The organism is Erythrobacter sp. S57(2025) (genome assembly GCF_057365055.1).
On sequence record NZ_CP200299.1, the window covers coordinates 108,665 to 127,735 of the forward strand.

Here is a 19,071-nt window from a genome sequence, read left to right on the forward strand (position 1 = left end):
CCGTTCCTAAGCTGCCGCGCGAACCGCGTCGCAAATGCGGTCTACAACATTTTCGACCTGAGCGGGATCGTCACCTTCGGCCATAACGCGGATCACAGGCTCGGTGCCAGAGGGGCGGATGACAAGGCGGCCATTGCCTTCCAGCTCGCTTTCCGCGGCGCAGATGGCCGTTTTTACGGCTTCGTTTTCAAGCGGTGCGCCGCCTTCATAGCGGACATTCTTGAGCAGCTGCGGGACGGGATCGAACAGATGCATGATCTCGCTCGCAGGTTTATCCTCGCGCACCAAACTGGTGAGCACGCGCAGTGCGGCGACCGTTCCATCGCCAGTGGTTCCGTGGTCGGACAGGATCATGTGACCCGATTGCTCGCCGCCCACATTAAATCCGCCTTCTTTCATGCGTTCGAGCACATAGCGGTCGCCGACTTTGGTGCGCTCGAGCGTCAGCCCAAGACTTGCTAGATACCGCTCAAGCCCCAGGTTCGACATGACAGTCGCCACCACACCGCCACCCGTCAGCGCGCCTTTTTGGTGCATACGCGTCGCGATCAGAGCCATGATCTGGTCGCCATCGACCTTTTTACCCTTTTCATCGACGACGATCAGCCGGTCAGCATCTCCATCAAGCGCAATGCCGATATCCGCGCCTTCTTCTACAACTTTAGCCTGCAAGGCTTCGATGGCAGTCGAACCGACGCCGTCATTGATATTGGTTCCATCCGGAGAGACCCCCAGCGTAATGATCTCTGCACCTAGTTCCCAAATGGCGGAGGGCGCGACTTGATAAGCAGCGCCATGTGCGCAATCGACCACGACTTTCAGACCATCAAAGCGCACTTCGCTGGCGACCGATTGCTTGACGGCGTGGATGTAGCGCCCGCGTGCATCCTCGATCCGGCGAGCGCGACCAATACCCTCTGGCATGGCGAGCTGGGGCTCAACGTCCAATAAAGCTTCGATTTCAGCTTCGGCTTCGTCTGACAATTTGTAGCCATCGGGGCCAAACAGCTTGATCCCATTGTCGGGAAACAAGTTGTGGCTGGCGGAAATCATTACGCCCAAATCAGCGCGCATTTCACGGGTGAGCAGCGCGATGGCAGGGGTTGGGAGGGGGCCGGTCATGATCACATCCATGCCCACGCTGGTAAATCCTGCAACCAGCGCGCTTTCCATCATATAGCCAGACAGACGCGTGTCTTTGCCGATCACCACCCGATGCCGGTGGCCGCCGCGCACAAAGTAATTGCCCGCAGCTTGGCCTACCCGCATCGCGGTTTCCGCTGTCATGACGCCGGCATTGGTACGGCCTCTGATCCCGTCTGTGCCAAAGAACTTGCGTGCCATTTGTGATTGAACCCCTGATTAAACTTGCGCTCAAGATTGTTGGTCAGTGCTATTTGTCATGAGCCTTTGGCGCGGTTATCGCGCAAAGGGAAGAGCGATGGAACGCTCAGGGGATCGAATTTTTGACCATGACCAAAGATGTTACATCTGAGCGCGAGGCTCCGATCAAAGGCGGATATGAGCTGGTAACAATCAGACTGCCTGTCATTGCGACCTTTGCTGCGCTTATCATTGGGCTTGGGCTGGGCGTTGCGCTTTCTTCCACATCGCTGCCTGAATGGTTGCTCAGCGCGGTATCGGTCATCGGCACGTTGTGGCTGCGCGGACTGCAAATGACGATCATTCCACTGGTCGCAGCGTTGTTGGTGCTGGGCCTGTCTCAAATGGTTCAAGCGGCCAGTGCGGGCAAGGCAGCGCGGCGGTTTCTTATGCTCGTGATCGGCGTGTCAGTGACGGGCGGGCTGTTCACTGCTTTCACGATGCCGTGGGTGTTAGAGGCGTTTGCAATCCCGACAGACGCTGCTTTTTTTATCGCTGATGGCGCGCAAGAGGGACAGGAAATCCCCGATGTATTTGAGTTTCTAAAGTCGCTGGTCGCGCCAAATGTCGTAGCAGCAGCGGCCGATACTGCGATGTTGCCGCTCACCATATTCTTTGCGCTGTTTGCGATTGCAATCACCCGGTTGCCATCGGAGCAGGGACAAACGTTGCTTGGTTTCTTCCACGCGCTTGCCAATGCGATGCTTTACATCATTGGTTGGGTGCTGTGGATCGCGCCTGTCGGTGTGGCGGCGCTTGCTTTTGGAGTGGGGCTGAAAAGTGGGGGCGGGGCCTTTGCGGTGTTGCTGCACTATATACTGATCGTCTCAGCCATGGGCGGCTTCATTTTGGTGTTGGCTTATGTGCTGGCAGCAGTGCTGGGGCGGCAGAACCCGATCACTTTCGCAAAAGCTGTTTTGCCCGCCCAAGCGGTTGCGGTTTCAACCCAAAGCTCACTCGCCAGCCTGCCCGCCATGCTCGACAGTTCGTCGAGGTTGGGGCTGCGCTCCACCACGTCTGAATTTGTCCTACCGCTTGCTGTGGCGATTTTTCGGGCGACTTCTGTGGCGATGAATTTGGCAGTCGCGCTTTATGTGGCGGAGCTGTCGGGGATCACTGTGCCGTTCACACTGATTATGCTGGGGATCGCGGTGGCGCTGATCATCTCAATCGGGTCGGTCAGCCTGCCCGGTTCGATTAGCTTCGTCGTTTCAATTGGCCCGATTGCGCTCGCTATGGGTGTGCCGATTGAGCCGCTGGTTCTGCTGGTCGCGGTCGAGATGCTACCCGATATCATGCGCACCCTCGCTAATGTCACAATGAATGTGGCTGTGGTGAGCGCGGTGGATCGCGGTCAGGATTAAAGGTTAGACCTGTCCGGTTAGGCGTGCAGCCGGTCCAGCCTGTTCATCTTCATGCCCACGTTCTAGCGCGCTTGATGGGAATAACGGCTCTCCAAAGACAAATCCGACCAGATTGGGCCTTCCTATATGGTCGAACAAAGCCGTCAGCGTTAGCAAAATCGGCACTGACAAAAGCGCGCCGGGCACGCCCCATATCCATGTGAAATAGGACAGGGCGATCAGGATCATAACCGGGCTCATCGTGAACCGAGCGCCTAGGATCGATGGGGTGACAACATTCGCCTCAATGGTGTGCAGAGCAATGTAGGCGGTCGCCGGGATCAGCCCCAGCCAAACCGTTTCCGCCGTGCCGATCCCAAACAAAGCCAGCAATGCGGTCATCGCCAAGGGTCCGACATAGGGAATGAAATTCAAAATGGCGGCAAGTCCGCCCCACATGATTGGTGCATCTACACCCAGCGCCCATGCGCCCAGCGCGACGATTACACCGACGCCCACATTAATCATGCCCACCGTAGTGATGTAAGCAGCAACCCGGTCCTGCACTTCGCGCATGACCCGCGCAGCTTTTACCGAAGAACCAAAGCTTGCCCGGTCGAACAGCAGATGTCGCCGCATTCTGACGCGGGCTTCGATCATGAAGAATGCCATCAGGAACATGATCAACACCTCGAGCACGATGCTGGGAGTCGCAAAGGCTATCTCTTCCAGCACGCTGGGTGTGGCCAGGACAACTTCGCGTGTGCGTGTGTCGCCCATGATTTTGGCAATTTCCTCGTTCGCCACCGCCAACCAAGCAAACTCATCGCGCAGTTCTGCAAATCGCTCGCCCACCTGATCGACGATGGCAGGCAGGGAATCGAATAAAGCGAGTGCCGGTTGGAGGATCAGCGCGAGCGCTGCGAATAAAATACCGAGAAAGACCGTCAGTGCGCCAAGTGAGGCTGCGACATTGGGCAAACCCACTTTCGCCAATCGATCTGCAAGCGGTGAAAGCAGAATTGTCAGCAATAGAGCTGTGACGAGGGGCAAGAAGACCACTGATCCAATCGACAGGACAAACGGTAACGCCAAAAAGACGCCCAAACCTATCAGGAGCACGAGGGCCGACATCAGCCGCAACTCCTGCTCTGCCATCGCCATTCGGCGCTGGTTGCGGGTAGGGGGGAGCTCTCCCCTCGGCTGATTTTCAGGCGTTTGGCTGTTCATTGGCCCATCTCATTGATGTGTCGGGGCCTTATTGCAGGGCGAAGGCGGCTCGCCAAGTGATGTGCGAAGTCAGCGCCAGCTGTTCAAGACTTGCCGCCAGTCAATCCGCCGCCCGCTGCCACATCATCCAATTCCTCCAGGATGGCACGGTGTGCGGTTGCGTCGTCGATGGAGCGTTGGGGAATATTGCCTTCTGCCAGCATCGAATTGAGCGTGGCGCGCGCGCGACCCACCCGGCTTTTGATCGTACCGACCGCGCATCCGCAAATCTCGGCCGCTTCCTCATAGGAAAACCCGCCTGCCCCAACGAGCAGCAGCGCTTCGCGCCGTTCGGGCGGAAGTGTGAGTAAAGCGCGGTGCATGTCGGACAGGTGGATTGGTTCTTCCTGACCGGCGGGCGCTGTCAAAATGCGTTCAGCCACGCCTTCGTCATATTCCCCGCGAAAACGGTTGCGGCGCATGTCGGTGAGATAGGCATTGCGCAAAATGACGAAGGTCCATGCGCGCATCGAAGTGCCCGGTTCAAACCGGTCCTGCGCAGCCCATGCCTTGAGCATGGTCTCCTGCACCAGGTCGTCTGCCATGTCTGGCCGCCCACAAAGACCGCGCGCAAATGCACGCAGATGCGGGACAACCTCAGTCAGCTCACGCTTAAAGTCGGCTTTCTGGGCGGGGGTACGCTGAGGCGTTTCCTTGACCTCGCTCACGAACTCGCCCCGCGGTCTTGATCGCTCTCGTCAAACTGCGCGAGCAGATCCTTGAACGCATCGGGAAGTGGTTCATCGACCACTTCGTCATATAAGCGCTTAAGACCATCGGCCCATGCGGGCGCGTCTTCGCCACCCTCTGCGTTTTTCCCTTTACCAGGGGATTGAGACTTATTGTTGGTCGCCATGGTCCGACCGGCTCCTTTTCCCGCAATGCATCATCACGAGGTGAAATTCGGGGTGTTGCAACAACGCATACTCTGCTTGTTGTAAAGCTTGCAATGGGAACGAAGGGCGTCGTCTTTGGTTCCGTTCCCAAATGCTTGCCGTGGAGCTATGCCAGCGGTTAGATGTGTTTTACGCAAACTGGGAAAATGCCGGAACTTCATGAGCGCAACCTCAAGCCCGTCTGATAGTGCCGTATCACGCGGGCGTGCGCACACTTGGTTGCTTAAGTATCCGCGGGCCTTGCCAGCCGCTGTTTTCCTCGCCATCGCCGCAATTACTGCTCTCAGCGCCTTTGTTATAGAGAGCAACGCAAAAGAGCGGGGGCGCGCTGAAATCCGTGGATATGGGCAGGCCGTTGCGACATCGTTAGAGCGGCGCGGCAATGGCTTTTCATCCTATTTGCGCGCAGGTGCCGCGTTATTTGCGACTTTAGACGATGTGGGTCCGCCGACCTTTCGACAGTTTGTTGCCGAGTTGCGGCTGGACCAAAACTATCGCGCTGCAGAAGGTATTGGATGGGCCGAAGTTGTCCCGCCCGATGAGGTTTCCGCATTCCTGACGCGAACTCGCATTAGCCAACCTGATTTTCCAGAGATTGCGGCAAATCCATTGCCCAACCAAGGTGCGCTTGCCCCGGTTACCTACTTCTCGCTCGATACTACCCGCAATCGCCGGGTCCTAGGCCTTGATCTGTATTCAGATTCTGTTCGTGCGGCTGCGATGGGGGAGGCTGAACAGACAGTTATTCCGACTGCGTCAGGACGTATTATCCTGACCCAAGAGGGTAACGGCGATGCACCTGGCTTTATGATCTTTATGCCCGTGTACAAGCCTGTGCCAGGCTCACCGACGTTAGAGCGCGAACTTGCAGGGTTTCTCTTCAGCTCGTTCAATGCGCGCCGGTTCCTCGATGCAGCGATTGAACGCGCACCTGCGGAGATCGTTGGCCTGCGTCTATACGATGGTGATGCGAGCGATGAGACGCTGCTTGCCTCCCGTTATGAGGGAGATGCTGGCTCGGTTCGCGCGGAGCAAGCGGTCCGCATTGCAAACCGTGATCTGCTGCTGGTGATTGACGCCGAAATTGATCACGGCCTTGCTCCATTGTCGATGATAACGCTGGTTTTCGGGATCGCGCTTGCCAGCATCTTGATGTTGGTAATGCGGCTTCTTGCAAACCAAGCGCAGGAGGACAGTGATCGGGTTGTCTTTCTTGAGCAGCAAAACTCCATCCGAGATTCGTTGACGCGGGAACTCAATCACCGGGTGAAGAACACACTCGCTAACGTGCTCTCAATGCTCGCGCTGACGCGTCATCGCGCACATGGGCTGGATGAGTTTGCGGATAGTCTTGAGGGGCGTATCAGAGCGCTTTCAGCAACGCATGATCTGCTAACGGGCACTGATTGGGGAACGACCCCAATTGAAGCTGTCGTTCGGGCTGAGATGCAGCACTTTGTCGACGCGAATACGCAAAATTTGGAGGTCGAAGGGCCAGCTCTCGAACTTGCGCCCAATGACGCCCTCTCATTTGGTCTCGCGATCCATGAGCTGGGCACCAACGCAGCCAAATTCGGCGCACTCAGCGTTGCTGGTGGCAAGGTAAGCGTCACATGGACTTTGGTTTCGACCAACATAGCCAAAGTCGTTTGGACCGAGAGTGGTGGGCCCAAGGTTTCCACCGACTTCGAACGCGGATTTGGCCTTCAATTAGTCGAAAAGATCACGGCACATGAGCTTAAGCACGAGGTTGAAATGGAGTTTCACCCCGACGGAGTGCGATGCAGCTTTGGTGTTGCGGTGCGGCAGCGCGGTGAATTTCAGGTGCGCTCAAAAGCGACCTAGCTTAGTCTAATGGACGGCTCGAACCAAAGAATAGCGCCTGGCTGATCGCAGCCTGCACGGTCTGCTCCTGAAACGGTTTGGTGACGAGATATGTTGGTTCTGGCCGGTCGCCCGTTAGCAATCGCTCAGGATAAGCAGTGATGAAAATCACCGGCACACTATCGATCGCCAGAATATCATCCACTGCATCGAGTCCCGACGATCCATCAGCGAGCTGGATATCCGCAAGCACCAGACCGGGCCGCTTGTTGGCGACAACTTCCAGCGCTTGAGTGCGCGTTGCAGCTGTACCGCAAATGTCGTGGCCGAGGCCCGTCACCAAGTCTTCCAACTGCATCGAGATGAGCGGCTCATCTTCAATAATGAGCACTGATGTTGCTTGTTCACGATCAATTTCAGAAACCGCCTCACGGACGAGCGCTTCGACCTGCGAGGTTTCCAATTCCATGATCTGAGCCGCTTGCGCCGCAGAAAAATCTTCGAGAGTTGTCAGCAGCAGCGCCTGCCGGTTCATCGGCGTCGTTGCCCCCAAACTGTTTTGCGCACCGCTTTCATGTTCGCCAGCCGCATCGCTCTCAGGCGTGGTTTCAAGGTATGCGCTTGCCCAAACTTTGTTGAATGCGTGGTAGAGCGCAATCCGGCCTTGGCTGAGAGATGCTTTGGTTTCCTCATCGGCGAGCGCTGCTTCGAGAGTGGCGCGCACGAACGCGTCTCCGGTGGCTTGTGAGCCCGTAAGGGCGCGAGCATAGCGGCGCAGAAAGGGCAAGTTTGCCGCGACTTGGCTGCTGACTGACATTGTTTTCTCCCGCGAGACGCTAAAATGATTTGCGCCAGATATGAGGGATCTTGCTTGGGAGCAAAGCGCTTATCTGACTGCTTGGCGCAGCCCTAGCCGCATATGGTTTCACTCCGCAAGCACCGAACGAAATGATTGAAAGTAGCGCGGTCATCAAAAAAAGTGATCACCGCCGGGAACGCTTATTTGGCTTGCGCATTATGCTATTATCACCGCCGAGACCCCCCCTCCCGTCCAAGCGGCTGGTGATACGATCCCAAAGGCCTTCACTCGGTTAGAGTGGAGGCCTTTATTCGTTTCATGAGGGGCAAAAGGCCATTGCAGCAAGCTTAGTCGATCGGTTTTTCATAGATCGCGTATTCGCGGTTTATCGTGCTGCCAATCGTGTCCGCGATTGCGACCATGCCCTGATTGTCTTCCAATATCCAACCAATCTCACCGCGCGATGACTGGTAAATGCCAGTTGCATTGTCGCGAATGTAGCTGATCATCATGAAGGCTAATTGGCTGGCCATGCGCGAATTCTGAAATTCCTTCAGCACACCCATCAAAGGCACCCGCATATCTGAGCCGCGCGGTTTCTTGAGCCAACGCAGCGTGTGAAACCATCCGAACGGAAACAGTTTGCCTTCGGTCTTCGCCAAAACGTCATTGATGTCAGGGAAGGTCAGCATAAAGGCGACGGGTCTGCCATCGACCTCCGCGATCATATTGAGGTCTTCATGAATGATCGGTTTGAGCTTCACGCCCGTATGCGCGACCTCTGCCGGTGTGAGTGGTACAAAGCCCCAATTGTCAGACCACGCATCGTTAAGGATGCTAAGGATTGTCGCAGCCTCTGCATCCCAATCGCTTTTGCGTACGGGCCGCACAGTGATGCGGCTGTTGCGTTCACCCGATTTCACGATGCGCTGAACCAGTGGGGGGAATTCTTTCACGATGTCGAGGTCGTAAGTGTAGAGCGTTTTTGCGCGGGTGAAGCCAGCGGCTTCAATCCAATCGGCATAGTGAGCAGGGTGATGCCCCATCATGATAACAGGTGCGTGGTCTTGCCCTTTGACCAGCAGCCCCGGTTCTTCCCAGATCGACATTGAAATCGGACCAACCACACGGGTCATCCCCTCATTGCGCAGCCAGTCTTGTGCGGTTTCTATCAGTTTCGCTGCGACACGTGCGTCAACGGCGTCGAAATATCCAAACATGCCAACGCCGGGTCCGAACCCCTGCTCAGCAGGCATTTCAAGGGCGAGCTCATCAATATGCGCAGAGATGCGCCCCACGGCCCTTCCACCGCGATGCGCGATGAACAATTGCGCGCGGGCATGGCCAAAAAAGGGGTTTTTGTCAGGATTGACCAGTTCCAATTGCTCGGATCGCAATTGCGGTACGAAGTTCTCAACACGGCTTGAAAAGTCGCGTCCAAGGTCAACAAATCGTGCACGCCCCTTCTTGTCGGAAACCTTTTCGATTTCTATTTGCGCATCCATTGCCCGTTAAGCCTTCGTATTGTTCTAAATCAAAGCCACGTGTGTCTTGCCTTGCGATAGTGTGCAAGTCAGTCGATCACACTTATGGGCAGAGCATGTTTGCCTGCTGCACCACCAATAGGGTAAAGGGCGCTTCTGAGTTCGAAACACCAATGACTATGCATCAACCGATTAACAATCCTGCAGGCGCTCCAGCCAAACGTGCCACGCGCGCCGACTTTCAGACGGCGGACGACAAGGACATGTTGCGTCTAGCGCGTGAGCTGACCAAGGATTTGGGTGAGGCAAAGGGCGGTATTTACTGGCCTGATATGCTGATCTCGACCGGGATCGGCTATGCTGGCATTGCGACTGCAATTCTGAGCGGCAATGTGATTGTTTCGATTCTCGCAGGCTTCATTGCATCGCTTGCGCTCTATCGGTCGCTGATGTTCATTCACGAACTCACACATATTCACAAAAGCGCATTGCCGGGCTTTCGCCTTGGCTGGAATATGATCGTCGGCATTCCCTTGCTCACGCCAAGCTTCATGTATGAAGGCGTGCATGTGATCCATCATAAGCGGACACAATATGGCACGATTGAGGATCCGGAATATCTCCCGCTCGCATTGATGAAGCCGTGGAGCCTGCCGCTGTTTGTGATCGTCGCACTGCTCGCGCCTATCGCGCTCATTTTCCGTTTCGCAGTTCTGGTGCCATTGGGCGCTTTGTTTCCAGCCATCCGCACGCTGACATGGGAGCGGTTTTCGTCGCTTTCCATCAACCCCGACTTCCGCCGCAAGCCACCCAAAGGTGACTTCGCAAAACAGGTGATGTGGCAGGAAGCAGGAGCCAGTATCTGGGCAATAGCGTTGATCGCGAGCACTTTTGTGATCGGCTGGCAGCCTTTGGCGATCGCGCTGGCGATTGTTTCTTTCACCGCGTTACTCAATCAACTGCGCACGCTGGTCGCGCATCTGTGGGAGAATGAGGGTGAGCCTATGACGGTGACCGCGCAATTTCTCGACAGCGTCAATGTTCCGCCTCCCGGTTTCGCCGCAGAGGTGTGGGCTCCGGTTGGGCTGCGCTACCATGCGCTGCACCACCTGATGCCTTCCATGCCGTATCACGACCTTCCCGAAGCCCATCGCCGTCTGGCGAGTGAGCTTGGTTCTGGATCAACTTATGAAGGGGCAAACCACCCCGGCATGTTCACCCTGGTAGGCCGAATTGCGCGCAGCACTATGATGCGCGGGTGATTGCGACGGCCTTAATTCGGGTCAGCTGGCAAAAGCTTCGAATTTTCAAGATCAATGGGCGGCGCATTGGAATTGTCGCCTCGCTCCATGGTGCTTGCCTCACCGGTCGCATCGGGATCATCTGAACCGATCGCATCGCCGCTATCGCTATCCATTTCGCTTTCAACGCTCACTTCGTCGAGTGGAATGGCTTCGGTGATATCAGGCGTTTCCTCAGGCTCACTGTTGCAGCCGACCACTAGAATGCTGAAGGCTGCAGATGTGATGAAAGCGATGCGGTTCATAGCGACCATTCTCCTTTCGAGGATGGTGCATCCTACGCATAATCCTCAATCGAGGAAATGGATCATTGCACATCGTCTCTCAATGGGAAGGCCATGGTCCGCCTCCAAAGCAAGTTCGCCCGCTAACCTTGGATGCGCATCCAGCGCGGTAACTTCTTCAAACCCCAGCTTTGCATAAAACGGCCCATTCCATGGGACGTCGCGAAAAGTGGTGAGGGTAACAGCGCGAAAGCCGGAATTGCGCGCATCCACCATGCAAGCACGCATTAGGCCTGCACCAATACCGTGCCCCTGAAAGCTGGGATGAACGTCCACCTCCCAGATATGCAGCTCTCGCGAGAACGGTTCGTTGACGAGGAACCCTGCGGGTGTCTCTCCAACATGAGCCATCAAGCAGTGCCCTTTGCGGATATAGCGTTGCAGGCGCGGCAAAGGCAGCGTGTTGTTGCCAGCGATCCCTTCTAGGCCCTCGACCTGCGCAAACAGCTGGCCAGCCGCCGCCTCAATCGGGGGCATAAGCTCTGCATCCGCTGGCCGTGCGAGCCGCAAGGACCAGTCCTTGGGAGAGGTCACGTGATTATTCTTCAGTGCGGATGAGGACCGTCTCACCCACAAGCAGGAACAGGAAGAATGGCGCCCATGCTGCAAGGAAAGGCGGATACCCGCCAAAGCTGCCCATGGCGAGCGCGGCATTGTCGACGACGAAATACGCAAAGCCCAAGGCCATGCCGATCACAGCGCGCACAAACAATTGGCCAGAGCGCGCCAGGCCGAAAGCGGCGATTGACCCCAAGAGCGGCATCAGAAATGCGGCAAGCGGGCCAGAGATACGATGCCACCACTTGGCGCGCATTTCTGTGGTGCGCCTGCCAACGGCGTCTAGCGCGCTGATTGTCCCAGCGAGCTCCCAAAAGCTTTGCCCATCCACATCGATCGACTGTAGATCGATTTGAGTGGGTGTGAGACCTTCTCCGACGGTCACCGTCTCAAGCTCTTCAATCTCCGCGCTTCCAACCAGAAAGCGCCGAGGGTTCTCCAACTGCCAACCGGGGGCAGCATATGTGGCGCGCGAGGCACGGATTTGCTCTGTCACAATCCCGCCTGGCCCGCGCTCATCCCAGGTCACGTTGGTGAGCACAATTGCGTCACCCGCGCCGGACAGCGACGCGGCGCTGAGAATATCCTCACCATCGGTCAGGTAGACATTGGCGCGCACGCCGGAATCCTCGGGCACGGTGCCATACTCCGCTGCGTCCCATGCCTTGAGCGTAGAATTGGCCCGCGTCGTGATCCGCTCGTTAAACATGAACATGCATAGCGCGAGCACACCAGCAGTCAGCAGCAGAGGTGAAAGCACTTGGTGCGCTGACAACCCCGCCGCTTTCATCGCGACGACTTCGCTGTTCTGATTGAGCGTTACTAGCGTGATCAGTGTTGCGAGCAGCACGGAGTAGGGCACAAACTGTGTAATCAATTGCGGTACGCGAAGGCTCGCATAACGCAGGATTTCCGCTTGCCCGTTGCCTTCGGGTTCAAGGATTTTGCCTGTATTGCCCAGCAGGTCGAGCGCCAAGAGCACAACCACGAGCATTATCAGCACAGCCAGAATGCGCAGGATGAATGTCTTGGCAAGGTACAGCGTCAACGTGCGCGAAGGGAAGAAGTCGAGTTGCATCGTGTGTCTTCGCGCCGCCTATTCCGCAGGAGCCACTTGGGTTTCGGGATCAGTCACCAGCGATGGTGCCTGCCGCCGAGCGAATAGCTTTCCAATGCGTTTGGAGAGTTTCGCAAAGACCGTTTCCAGTGCGCCCAACGCCTGTCCGCCCGGCACGTGCGCGGTGCGGTAATACATCCATAATATCAGCGCAGCGAAGACCACGAACGGCCCCCATAGCGCGACGATCGGATCTATCCGGCCCAGCGTCGCGATGTCCTCTCCATATTGGTTTATCTTGTGATACGAAACCACGAGGATGATCGAGACAAAAACGCCCAGCGCGCTCGTTGATCGTTTAGGCGGTATCGCCAGTGCTACGGCCAATAGCGGCATCAAAAGCATCATCACCACTTCGACCAGGCGGTAATTGAAGGTTGCTTGACTGGCATCACGCTCCGCCTTGGTCGTGTTCTGGTCGGCCCAGCCTATCCTCAGCAATTCGGGCAATATGTACTCCCGGCTCGCATCTCCGCGGGCGCGGAATTCCTCAATAGCAGGCAAGTCAATCGGCAGGTCATGTCGGCTGAAGGAAAGGACGCGCGGCGTGGCGCTACCAGTGTCCTGAATGATGGTGCCCTCGGTCAAGCGCAAGATGATGGTGTCGGGATCATCGGTCGTCGCCATAAAGGACCCTTCGCGCGCGCTGATCGTCAAGACTTGATCGCGATCATTGGCGACGCGGGCGTAAATACCAACCAGTCGCTGCCCTTCATCCTCGCTCTCTTCAATGCGCAAGGCCATTCTGTCAGCCAAAGTGGTGAATTCGCCCACCTTGATTGAGGCACCCAGCGCGCCAGAGCGCAGGTCATATTCCATCTGCTCGTAATAATATCGGCTGATTGGCTGGATGTAGAAGACCAACGCTACATTGACCGCGACCAGCACCAGCGTGATCGCATAAGGCACACGCAGCAGCCGCCAATAAGACAGGCCAACCGCGCGCATCGTATCAAGCTCACTTGATGTCGCCAGTTTACGAAATGCGAGCAAAATGCCGAGCAACAACCCGAGCGGAATGGCGAGGCTCGCATATTCCGGAATCAGCGCGGCCAGCATCTGAAAAACAACGCCGATCGGTCCGCCTTCAACAGCAACGAAGTCGAACAGGCGGAGCATTTTTTCTAGCAGCAAAAGCGATGCGGCCAGCGCAAACACGCCCAGCATCGGCACAATCACAAGCCGAAAAATGTAACGGTCAACGCTGGGAAGGAAATTGAACACGGGGTTGAGACGGTCCGTTTGCAGGTGCGAGTTGGCGGTACGAATTTGGCTCTAGCGCGGTTTGCGCGCTGCGTCATGCCCTCAAACGCGAGCCCTTGTGCACGTTCTCACCAGAACCGGCTGCCGGGGACGCCCTTAAATGGGCCGGCTTCGTATTGGCTGATCCAGCCGCCATAGAATTGACCGGGTTGCGGAATGATCGCTTCGCCATCGACAAGGCATTGGTCGAGTGGGTCAGGATAGAAGGCGAGAAAGTCGCGGATGCCCGCAAATCCAGACGTTGGTTCGGTGTAGCACCACGCGCCAGCATCAATCCGCTCATCGCCAATTTCAATGTCAAAATAGCTCGCCTGACCTTTCCATTCACACAGTGTCCGCCTTGGGTTGCGGGTCAGATACTCCATCGCAACATCGTTTGGCGGGATGTAATAGGTGGGCGGGTGGCTGGTTTCGAGTGTGCGCCACGCATTGCGACTATCGACCAGTTCCACGCCGCGATGGATGATCTTAATGCGGCGATCAGTGCGTTCGCAAATGGCAGGGCGTGGATAGTCCCACACACTTTCCTGTCGGGAAGAGCGGGATCAGGCTCTGGATGATGGGGAAGGCGGCTCACGCCTGATAGCTCTCAAGCTTTCTCAAGCGTGCATTGCAGCGGGTGCTGATTTTGGCGGGCAAAATCCATTACCTGGTTCACTTTGGTTTCAGCAACTTCGTATGGGAAGATACCGCAAACCCCGACACCCTTTTGATGAACATGCAGCATTACGCGGGTCGCCTGTTCCAGATCCATGCTAAAGAAGCGCTTCAGCACCATCACCACGAATTCCATCGGGGTGTAGTCATCATTTAGAAGCAGCACTTTGTATTGGCTCGGCTTCTTTGGCTTCGTCCGGGTCTTGGTCGCAACGCCAACATCGCTATCGCTCCCATCCTTATCCGCATCATCATCGCCACTGCGAATTGGCAGCGCGGCAAGGACAAGCGTCTCGGTCAGTTCAGGATGTGTGTCGTGCATGCAGAACCATTATGGGATTCGTTTGCGACTTCGCAAGGTGTCTCATACCTATGCGCCGTAAACAAAAGCGCAAAGAAAAGGGGCCGGATCAACCACAAAGCGGTCAATCCAGCCCCTCGCGCTTACGCGCCTTTTCATAAACCGGGATTGGGAGAGAGAGGAGAGGCCCGGTTCAGAAAGTAATCTGTTGGCTTAAGCAGCCTTGTTGAAACGCTCAGTTGCAACGCTGACGCGGTTCGAAATTGGAGCAAAAGCTTCGTTGTAGAGCTTTACCCAAGCTTCGGTGCGCTTTGAGCCAAAGCCCACAACAGCGTCGAAGTTACGGCGAGCAAGTTCACCCTGAAGCTGGAAAAGCTCAGTTGGTGACTTAACAGCGACAACCTTCTTGGCGTCTTCGGTAACAGTCTCAACGACGGTCTTGCCGGTTTCGACGTTTTCACGAACGAGTTCCTGTGCACCGTTGAAGAAGATCTTGCCGCTTTCAGTGACAGCTTCGAGGTTGGCTTTGTTGAATTCGCCAGCTTCAGAAGCGAGCTCACCCGCTTTCGAGTAAGCTGTTTTCACGCGGGTTTGAACGTCAGCAGCCATTTCTTTGGCTTGCGCGGTGAAATCGGTCTTTTCTGCAGTTGCCATGATGGTGTCCTTAAGTTTTGAAACTGGGTTGGTAGTGGTCTTAGCAACCTTCTTTGGGGCTGCTTTCTTCGCTGCGACCGGTGCCTTTTTGGCAGTTGGTTTCTTCGCAGCGGCTGATTTGCGTGCCGGAGCTTTCTTGGCTGCGGTCTTGCGTGCAGGTGCCGCTTTCTTAGCTGGCGCCTTCTTAGCGGTGGTCTTGCGCGCCGGGGCTTTCTTTGCAGGAGCGGCGACGGCTTTCTTGACCACTTTCGCGCTTGCAGCAGGCTTAGGCGCATCAGCTTCAACAGCGTCTGCTACTTTTGCCGCGCTTGCGGTTGTGGTCTTCGCAGCGGCTTCGGCATATGCCTTCTCAGCAGCAGCGTCGATCTTTGATGTCTTGGCTTCAGCCATAATGTCCTCGCGTTATGTTGCGATGCACAAAATAGCTATTGCAGCTGCGAAGTCAAGAGTTTTTGTGCACTGCACAAAAATGATCTATCTAATTGATAACAAAGAGAATGTTGGGAATCCGGCAGTTGCAGGCCAACTTTTTTCGTATCTCACCGTGTCTTCACATAGCGTCCCGGAGCGTCTTCAATCGCTGTGTCTCCGCGCCCGCCGGGCTTACGCTTGCCCGTCGCTGGCACCTTAGTGGAAGACTGTTCTTGGAGCCATCCCAGCCAATGTGGCCACCAGCTGCCGGGGTGTTCGTCTGCCCCTTCGATATATTCCTTCAACGAAGCGGCTTTGCTGTCGCCCAGCCAATATTGGTACTTATTGGCGGACGGCGGGTTCACGACCCCCGCAATATGGCCTGATCCCGCCAGCAGAAATTCAAGCGGTCCTGCAAAGTGGTCCGTAAGGCGCCAGACGCTTTCGGCGGGGGCAATATGATCCTCTCTGCCTGCTTGGACAAATGTGGGCGTTTTAACCTGCGTGAGGTCAATCGGTGTGCCATCTGCTTCCAATGCGTCAGGGACGACCAGTTTGTTGTCGCGGTAAAGGTCGCGCAGATAATCATTGTGCCACTTAGAGGGGAGGTTGGTCACATCACCGTTCCAGTGAAGCAGGTCGAAGGCCGGATAGTCTTCGCCCAACAGGTAATTGTTGACGACATAGTTCCAGATCAGGTCCTTGCCGCGCAGTGCGTTGAAGGTCGCGGCGAGATAGCGTCCGTCCAGATAGCCAGTTGGGGAGAGCTTGCTGATCATCTCCAACTGTCCTTCATCAATGAAGTGCTTGAGCTCTCCGCTGCGTTCGAAATCGACCTGGGCCGTAAAGAAGGTCGCACTCTTCACCATGTCTGATTGGTCTCTGCGCGCGAGGATCGCGAGCGTCGCCGCCAAAGTTGTCCCCGCGACGCAATATCCGATGGCGTGAACATTGGGCACCTTTAGCCGGGCGCGGATGTGCTCAATCGCATCAATCTGAGCGCGGATGTAGTCGTCCCATACCACATCGCCCATGCTCTCATCAGCGGACTTCCAACTGACGACAAAGACCGTGAGGCCCTGATCGACCGCCCATTTGATGAAGCTCTTCTTGGGCGTCAGGTCGAGAATGTAGAACCGATTGATCCATGGCGGGAATACGACCAGCGGCACCTCAAACACGTCTTTTGTTGAGGGGCTGTACTGCAACAATTGGAACAGCGGCGTTTCATACACCACCTTGCCAGGCGTCGCCGCGAGGTTTTCTCCCAGCGTAAAGGCGTTCGGGTCAGTATGCGTCAACTGACCGCGTTTTAGGTCAGTGATCAGATGCTGCATTCCGCGCACCAGATTTTGTCCTTTGGTCTCGACCGTGCGTTTCATCACCACAGGATTGGTGAGCAGAAAATTGTCCGGGCTCATCGCTTCGGACAGGGCAGTTACGGCAAATTGCAGTTGCTTTTTCTTCTCACTGTCCAACCCGCCCATATTAGCCGCTGCCTCGCGGAAATATTCTGCCAGCATCAAATAGGTTTGATGAAGCAATGCAAAAGCGGGCTGTTCGCGCCATGCAGGATCAGCAAAGCGCCGGTCTTTTCGAGGTAGAGTATCCGCGTCCTGCGGCGGTACGCCTTCGTCCGATCCCAGGTTGCTGACATATCCGCTCAGCACGCTCTTCCATAGAGCGAGTTGCTCGCTTGCTAACTTTGTCTGCGCCTCCATCGCGCCTGTCGGCAACTGTTTGGCCATGCTTTGTGAGATCGCCAGCCATTGCGCGGGATCGAGCAGGTTCTTGCCCTTAGTCGTATTCTGGGCTGCAGACTTTGCCTGGTGGCCCACGAATTCGAGCCACATCTGCTGCAATTGCGCGCTGGACTTGGCCCATTCAGCTAGATCGCCGGCGCCCGGCATGTCTGGAATTGCAGAAGAGCTGGTTTGGCCAGTCAATGATCCTGGCACTGCTTGAGCAAACTTGTCTTGGAATGTCTTGCTTTGCTGTTCGAAAAACGCGGTCAAAGGAGCCATGCTTTCGAAAAAGGAGGCGTCACCAGACTTTGGGTCGTCTTTATTGGCCATTTCGCGGGCAATCCCTCTTTACTGTCTTATGAGCACAACAAGATTCGTCATTCACGATGGAATCTAGCGGAAACGGCTTCCCACAGCGACTGTTAATGTCTTACACTGCTTGTTGGTCGCGCTCATTGGGATTGCGACGATCAAGTTCGGGATCTGTAATGGACGATCAATTCTACCGCATGAAGCGGCTGCCGCCTTACGTTATCGCAGAGGTAAATGCGATGCGGCATGCGGCGCGTATTGAGGGTCAGGACATTATTGATCTGGGTATGGGCAATCCTGACCAGCCGCCTCCTCAACATGTGATCGACAAATTGTGCGAGGTCGCATCCAAACCTGATGCGCATGGCTATTCGCAGTCCAAGGGTATTCCAGGACTGCGCAAGGCGCAGGCAAATTATTATGGGCGACGCTTTGGCGTTGATCTTGATCCAGAAACCGAAGTCGTCGTCACAATGGGTTCCAAAGAGGGGCTGGGCAGTCTTGCCAATGCGATCACGGCACCGGGCGATGTGATCCTTGCGCCGAACCCATCATATCCGATCCACACATTCGGTTTTATCATCGCAGGTGCGACGATCAGGTCTGTCCCGACGACGCCGGACGAGGACTATTGGCGCTCTCTCGAAAGCGCGATGAATTTTACCGTGCCGCGCCCCAGCGTTCTTGTGGTGAGTTATCCATCAAACCCGACGGCTGAAACGGTTGACTTGGCCTTTTACGAGCGGCTGGTCGCCTGGGCGAAAGAGAACCGCGTTTGGATCCTTTCCGACCTTGCTTATTCTGAGCTCTATTATGACGGAAACCCGACCCCTTCGATCATACAGGTTAAAGGGGCAAAGGATGTGGCGGTCGAGTTCACCAGTATGAGCAAGACCTATTCAATGGCCGGTTGGCGCATGGGTTTTGCGGTCGGCAACAAAAAACTGATTGCTGCGCTTACGCGCGTCAAATCATACCTTGATTATGGCGCATTCACCCCCATTCAAGCTGCGGCATGTGCAGCATTGAATGGACCTCAGGACATCGTAGAATCCAATCGCGATCTGTATCGCAAGCGCCGCGATGTTATGGTTGAAGCCTTTGGCCGGGCGGGATGGGATATTCCTTCTCCCGCCGCTTCTATGTTTGCATGGGCCCCGTTGCCTCCGGCTCTGGTGGAAATGGGCAGTCTAGAATTCTCGAAGCAACTCTTGACTGAGGCCAAAGTAGCCGTCGCGCCAGGTGTGGGCTATGGTGAGGAAGGTGAAGGCTTTGTTCGCATAGCGATGGTCGAAAATGAGCAAAGACTTCGACAGGCTGCGCGTAACATCAAGCGATACCTATCTTCATTGGGTGTGAATAGTTCGGCAGCTTAGGTAATAATTGTTCGATTAAATAGTTTTATTGTGCAAAATTCGGAGCAAAAGAGCGCGAAGTGCATTAATAGGGGCAACTAAAACAAAAATGGAG

Annotated in this window: 18 protein-coding genes; 4 read left to right on the forward strand and 14 right to left on the reverse strand. The window is 55.8% G+C overall.

Translation table 11 applies throughout. The features are described from left to right. Positions 1–6: 6 nt before the first annotated feature. Entirely contained in the window at positions 7–1,344 is a 1,338-nt protein-coding gene (glmM, locus tag AC0V6N_RS00585) for a phosphoglucosamine mutase (protein WP_486169653.1), read from the reverse strand. A 128-nt stretch (positions 1,345–1,472) separates the two neighbouring features. Here glmM and AC0V6N_RS00590 point away from each other — a divergent pair, with 128 nt between their 5' ends. Further along, positions 1,473–2,747: a dicarboxylate/amino acid:cation symporter gene (locus AC0V6N_RS00590; protein WP_486169654.1), complete on the forward strand. Its 1,275-nt coding sequence runs from the start codon at positions 1,473–1,475 to the stop codon at positions 2,745–2,747. Positions 2,748–2,750: 3 nt separating this feature from the next. Here the strand turns inward: AC0V6N_RS00590 and AC0V6N_RS00595 are convergent, their stop codons facing one another. From AC0V6N_RS00595 to AC0V6N_RS00605, 3 genes are all read right to left on the reverse strand, one after another. After that, positions 2,751–3,956, reverse strand: a complete 1,206-nt coding sequence (locus AC0V6N_RS00595) for an AI-2E family transporter (RefSeq protein ID WP_486169655.1) — start codon at positions 3,954–3,956, stop codon at positions 2,751–2,753. 83 nt (positions 3,957–4,039) lie between these two features. Continuing rightward, positions 4,040–4,663, reverse strand: coding sequence for a sigma-70 family RNA polymerase sigma factor (locus AC0V6N_RS00600; RefSeq protein WP_486169656.1), 624 nt, complete (start codon positions 4,661–4,663; stop codon positions 4,040–4,042). After that, entirely contained in the window at positions 4,660–4,851 is a 192-nt protein-coding gene (locus tag AC0V6N_RS00605) for a NepR family anti-sigma factor (protein ID WP_486169657.1), read from the reverse strand. Before AC0V6N_RS00605 ends, AC0V6N_RS00600 begins: the two co-directional genes overlap by 4 nt. Positions 4,852–5,050: 199 nt before the next feature. Between AC0V6N_RS00605 and AC0V6N_RS00610 the strand changes: the two genes are divergently transcribed. Further along, positions 5,051–6,736 carry a CHASE domain-containing protein gene (locus AC0V6N_RS00610; protein WP_486169658.1) on the forward strand — a complete coding sequence of 562 codons (1,686 nt, stop codon included), beginning with the start codon at positions 5,051–5,053 and terminating at the stop codon, positions 6,734–6,736. A gap of 1 nt (position 6,737) precedes the next feature. Here AC0V6N_RS00610 and AC0V6N_RS00615 read toward each other — a convergent pair whose 3' ends face one another. Both AC0V6N_RS00615 and AC0V6N_RS00620 read right to left on the reverse strand, forming a co-directional pair. After that, positions 6,738–7,532, reverse strand: a complete 795-nt coding sequence (locus tag AC0V6N_RS00615; RefSeq protein WP_486169659.1) for a response regulator — start codon at positions 7,530–7,532, stop codon at positions 6,738–6,740. Positions 7,533–7,861: 329 nt separating this feature from the next. Next, complete coding sequence (locus AC0V6N_RS00620) at positions 7,862–9,019, reverse strand: N-acetyltransferase (RefSeq protein WP_486169660.1); 1,158 nt, start codon at positions 9,017–9,019, stop codon at positions 7,862–7,864. A 152-nt stretch (positions 9,020–9,171) separates the two neighbouring features. On the opposite strand from AC0V6N_RS00620, the gene AC0V6N_RS00625 reads away from it, so the two are divergent. Then, the gene (locus tag AC0V6N_RS00625; RefSeq protein WP_486169661.1) at positions 9,172–10,260 is read left to right on the forward strand and encodes a fatty acid desaturase family protein; all 1,089 of its coding nucleotides are present in this window, start codon (positions 9,172–9,174) and stop codon (positions 10,258–10,260) included. Between the two features lie 11 nt (positions 10,261–10,271). Here AC0V6N_RS00625 and AC0V6N_RS00630 read toward each other — a convergent pair whose 3' ends face one another. The 8 genes from AC0V6N_RS00630 to AC0V6N_RS00665 form a co-directional block, all read right to left on the reverse strand. Beyond that, positions 10,272–10,544 carry a hypothetical protein gene (locus tag AC0V6N_RS00630; protein ID WP_486169662.1) on the reverse strand — a complete coding sequence of 91 codons (273 nt, stop codon included), beginning with the start codon at positions 10,542–10,544 and terminating at the stop codon, positions 10,272–10,274. A 45-nt stretch (positions 10,545–10,589) separates the two neighbouring features. Continuing rightward, positions 10,590–11,117 carry a GNAT family N-acetyltransferase gene (locus AC0V6N_RS00635; protein ID WP_486169663.1) on the reverse strand — a complete coding sequence of 176 codons (528 nt, stop codon included), beginning with the start codon at positions 11,115–11,117 and terminating at the stop codon, positions 10,590–10,592. Positions 11,118–11,121: 4 nt separating this feature from the next. Further along, entirely contained in the window at positions 11,122–12,219 is a 1,098-nt protein-coding gene (gene lptG, locus AC0V6N_RS00640) for an LPS export ABC transporter permease LptG (RefSeq protein ID WP_486169664.1), read from the reverse strand. Positions 12,220–12,237: 18 nt separating this feature from the next. Further along, positions 12,238–13,482: an LptF/LptG family permease gene (locus tag AC0V6N_RS00645; protein WP_486169665.1), complete on the reverse strand. Its 1,245-nt coding sequence runs from the start codon at positions 13,480–13,482 to the stop codon at positions 12,238–12,240. A gap of 107 nt (positions 13,483–13,589) precedes the next feature. Further along, positions 13,590–14,042: a DUF427 domain-containing protein gene (locus AC0V6N_RS00650; RefSeq protein WP_486169666.1), complete on the reverse strand. Its 453-nt coding sequence runs from the start codon at positions 14,040–14,042 to the stop codon at positions 13,590–13,592. A 68-nt stretch (positions 14,043–14,110) separates the two neighbouring features. Continuing rightward, a complete protein-coding gene (gene clpS / locus AC0V6N_RS00655; RefSeq protein ID WP_486169667.1) occupies positions 14,111–14,500 on the reverse strand; it encodes an ATP-dependent Clp protease adapter ClpS in 390 nt (129 codons plus the stop codon). Positions 14,501–14,692: 192 nt separating this feature from the next. Then, complete coding sequence (locus AC0V6N_RS00660) at positions 14,693–15,523, reverse strand: phasin family protein (RefSeq protein WP_486169668.1); 831 nt, start codon at positions 15,521–15,523, stop codon at positions 14,693–14,695. A gap of 149 nt (positions 15,524–15,672) precedes the next feature. Next, positions 15,673–17,619 (reverse strand): PHA/PHB synthase family protein, encoded by a 1,947-nt coding sequence (locus tag AC0V6N_RS00665; protein ID WP_486169669.1) that lies wholly within the window; start codon positions 17,617–17,619, stop codon positions 15,673–15,675. Between the two features lie 158 nt (positions 17,620–17,777). Between AC0V6N_RS00665 and AC0V6N_RS00670 the strand changes: the two genes are divergently transcribed. Next, positions 17,778–18,977, forward strand: a complete 1,200-nt coding sequence (locus AC0V6N_RS00670) for an LL-diaminopimelate aminotransferase (protein WP_486169670.1) — start codon at positions 17,778–17,780, stop codon at positions 18,975–18,977. Positions 18,978–19,071: the final 94 nt, after the last annotated feature.

What these genes read in the sequence shown, in the direction of transcription:
- AC0V6N_RS00660 (WP_486169668.1), bottom strand. Translation starts at nt 15,523, where the DNA reads ATGGCTGAAGCCAAGACATCAAAGATCGACGCTGCTGCTGAGAAGGCA.
- AC0V6N_RS00620 (WP_486169660.1), bottom strand. Translation starts at nt 9,019, where the DNA reads ATGGATGCGCAAATAGAAATCGAAAAGGTTTCCGACAAGAAGGGGCGT.
- AC0V6N_RS00610 (WP_486169658.1), top strand. Translation starts at nt 5,051, where the DNA reads ATGAGCGCAACCTCAAGCCCGTCTGATAGTGCCGTATCACGCGGGCGT.
- glmM (WP_486169653.1), bottom strand. Translation starts at nt 1,344, where the DNA reads ATGGCACGCAAGTTCTTTGGCACAGACGGGATCAGAGGCCGTACCAAT.
- AC0V6N_RS00615 (WP_486169659.1), bottom strand. Translation starts at nt 7,532, where the DNA reads ATGTCAGTCAGCAGCCAAGTCGCGGCAAACTTGCCCTTTCTGCGCCGC.
- AC0V6N_RS00625 (WP_486169661.1), top strand. Translation starts at nt 9,172, where the DNA reads ATGACTATGCATCAACCGATTAACAATCCTGCAGGCGCTCCAGCCAAA.
- AC0V6N_RS00595 (WP_486169655.1), bottom strand. Translation starts at nt 3,956, where the DNA reads ATGAACAGCCAAACGCCTGAAAATCAGCCGAGGGGAGAGCTCCCCCCT.
- AC0V6N_RS00630 (WP_486169662.1), bottom strand. Translation starts at nt 10,544, where the DNA reads ATGAACCGCATCGCTTTCATCACATCTGCAGCCTTCAGCATTCTAGTG.
- AC0V6N_RS00590 (WP_486169654.1), top strand. Translation starts at nt 1,473, where the DNA reads ATGACCAAAGATGTTACATCTGAGCGCGAGGCTCCGATCAAAGGCGGA.
- AC0V6N_RS00665 (WP_486169669.1), bottom strand. Translation starts at nt 17,619, where the DNA reads ATGGCCAATAAAGACGACCCAAAGTCTGGTGACGCCTCCTTTTTCGAA.
- clpS (WP_486169667.1), bottom strand. Translation starts at nt 14,500, where the DNA reads ATGCACGACACACATCCTGAACTGACCGAGACGCTTGTCCTTGCCGCG.
- AC0V6N_RS00605 (WP_486169657.1), bottom strand. Translation starts at nt 4,851, where the DNA reads ATGGCGACCAACAATAAGTCTCAATCCCCTGGTAAAGGGAAAAACGCA.
- lptG (WP_486169664.1), bottom strand. Translation starts at nt 12,219, where the DNA reads ATGCAACTCGACTTCTTCCCTTCGCGCACGTTGACGCTGTACCTTGCC.
- AC0V6N_RS00670 (WP_486169670.1), top strand. Translation starts at nt 17,778, where the DNA reads ATGGACGATCAATTCTACCGCATGAAGCGGCTGCCGCCTTACGTTATC.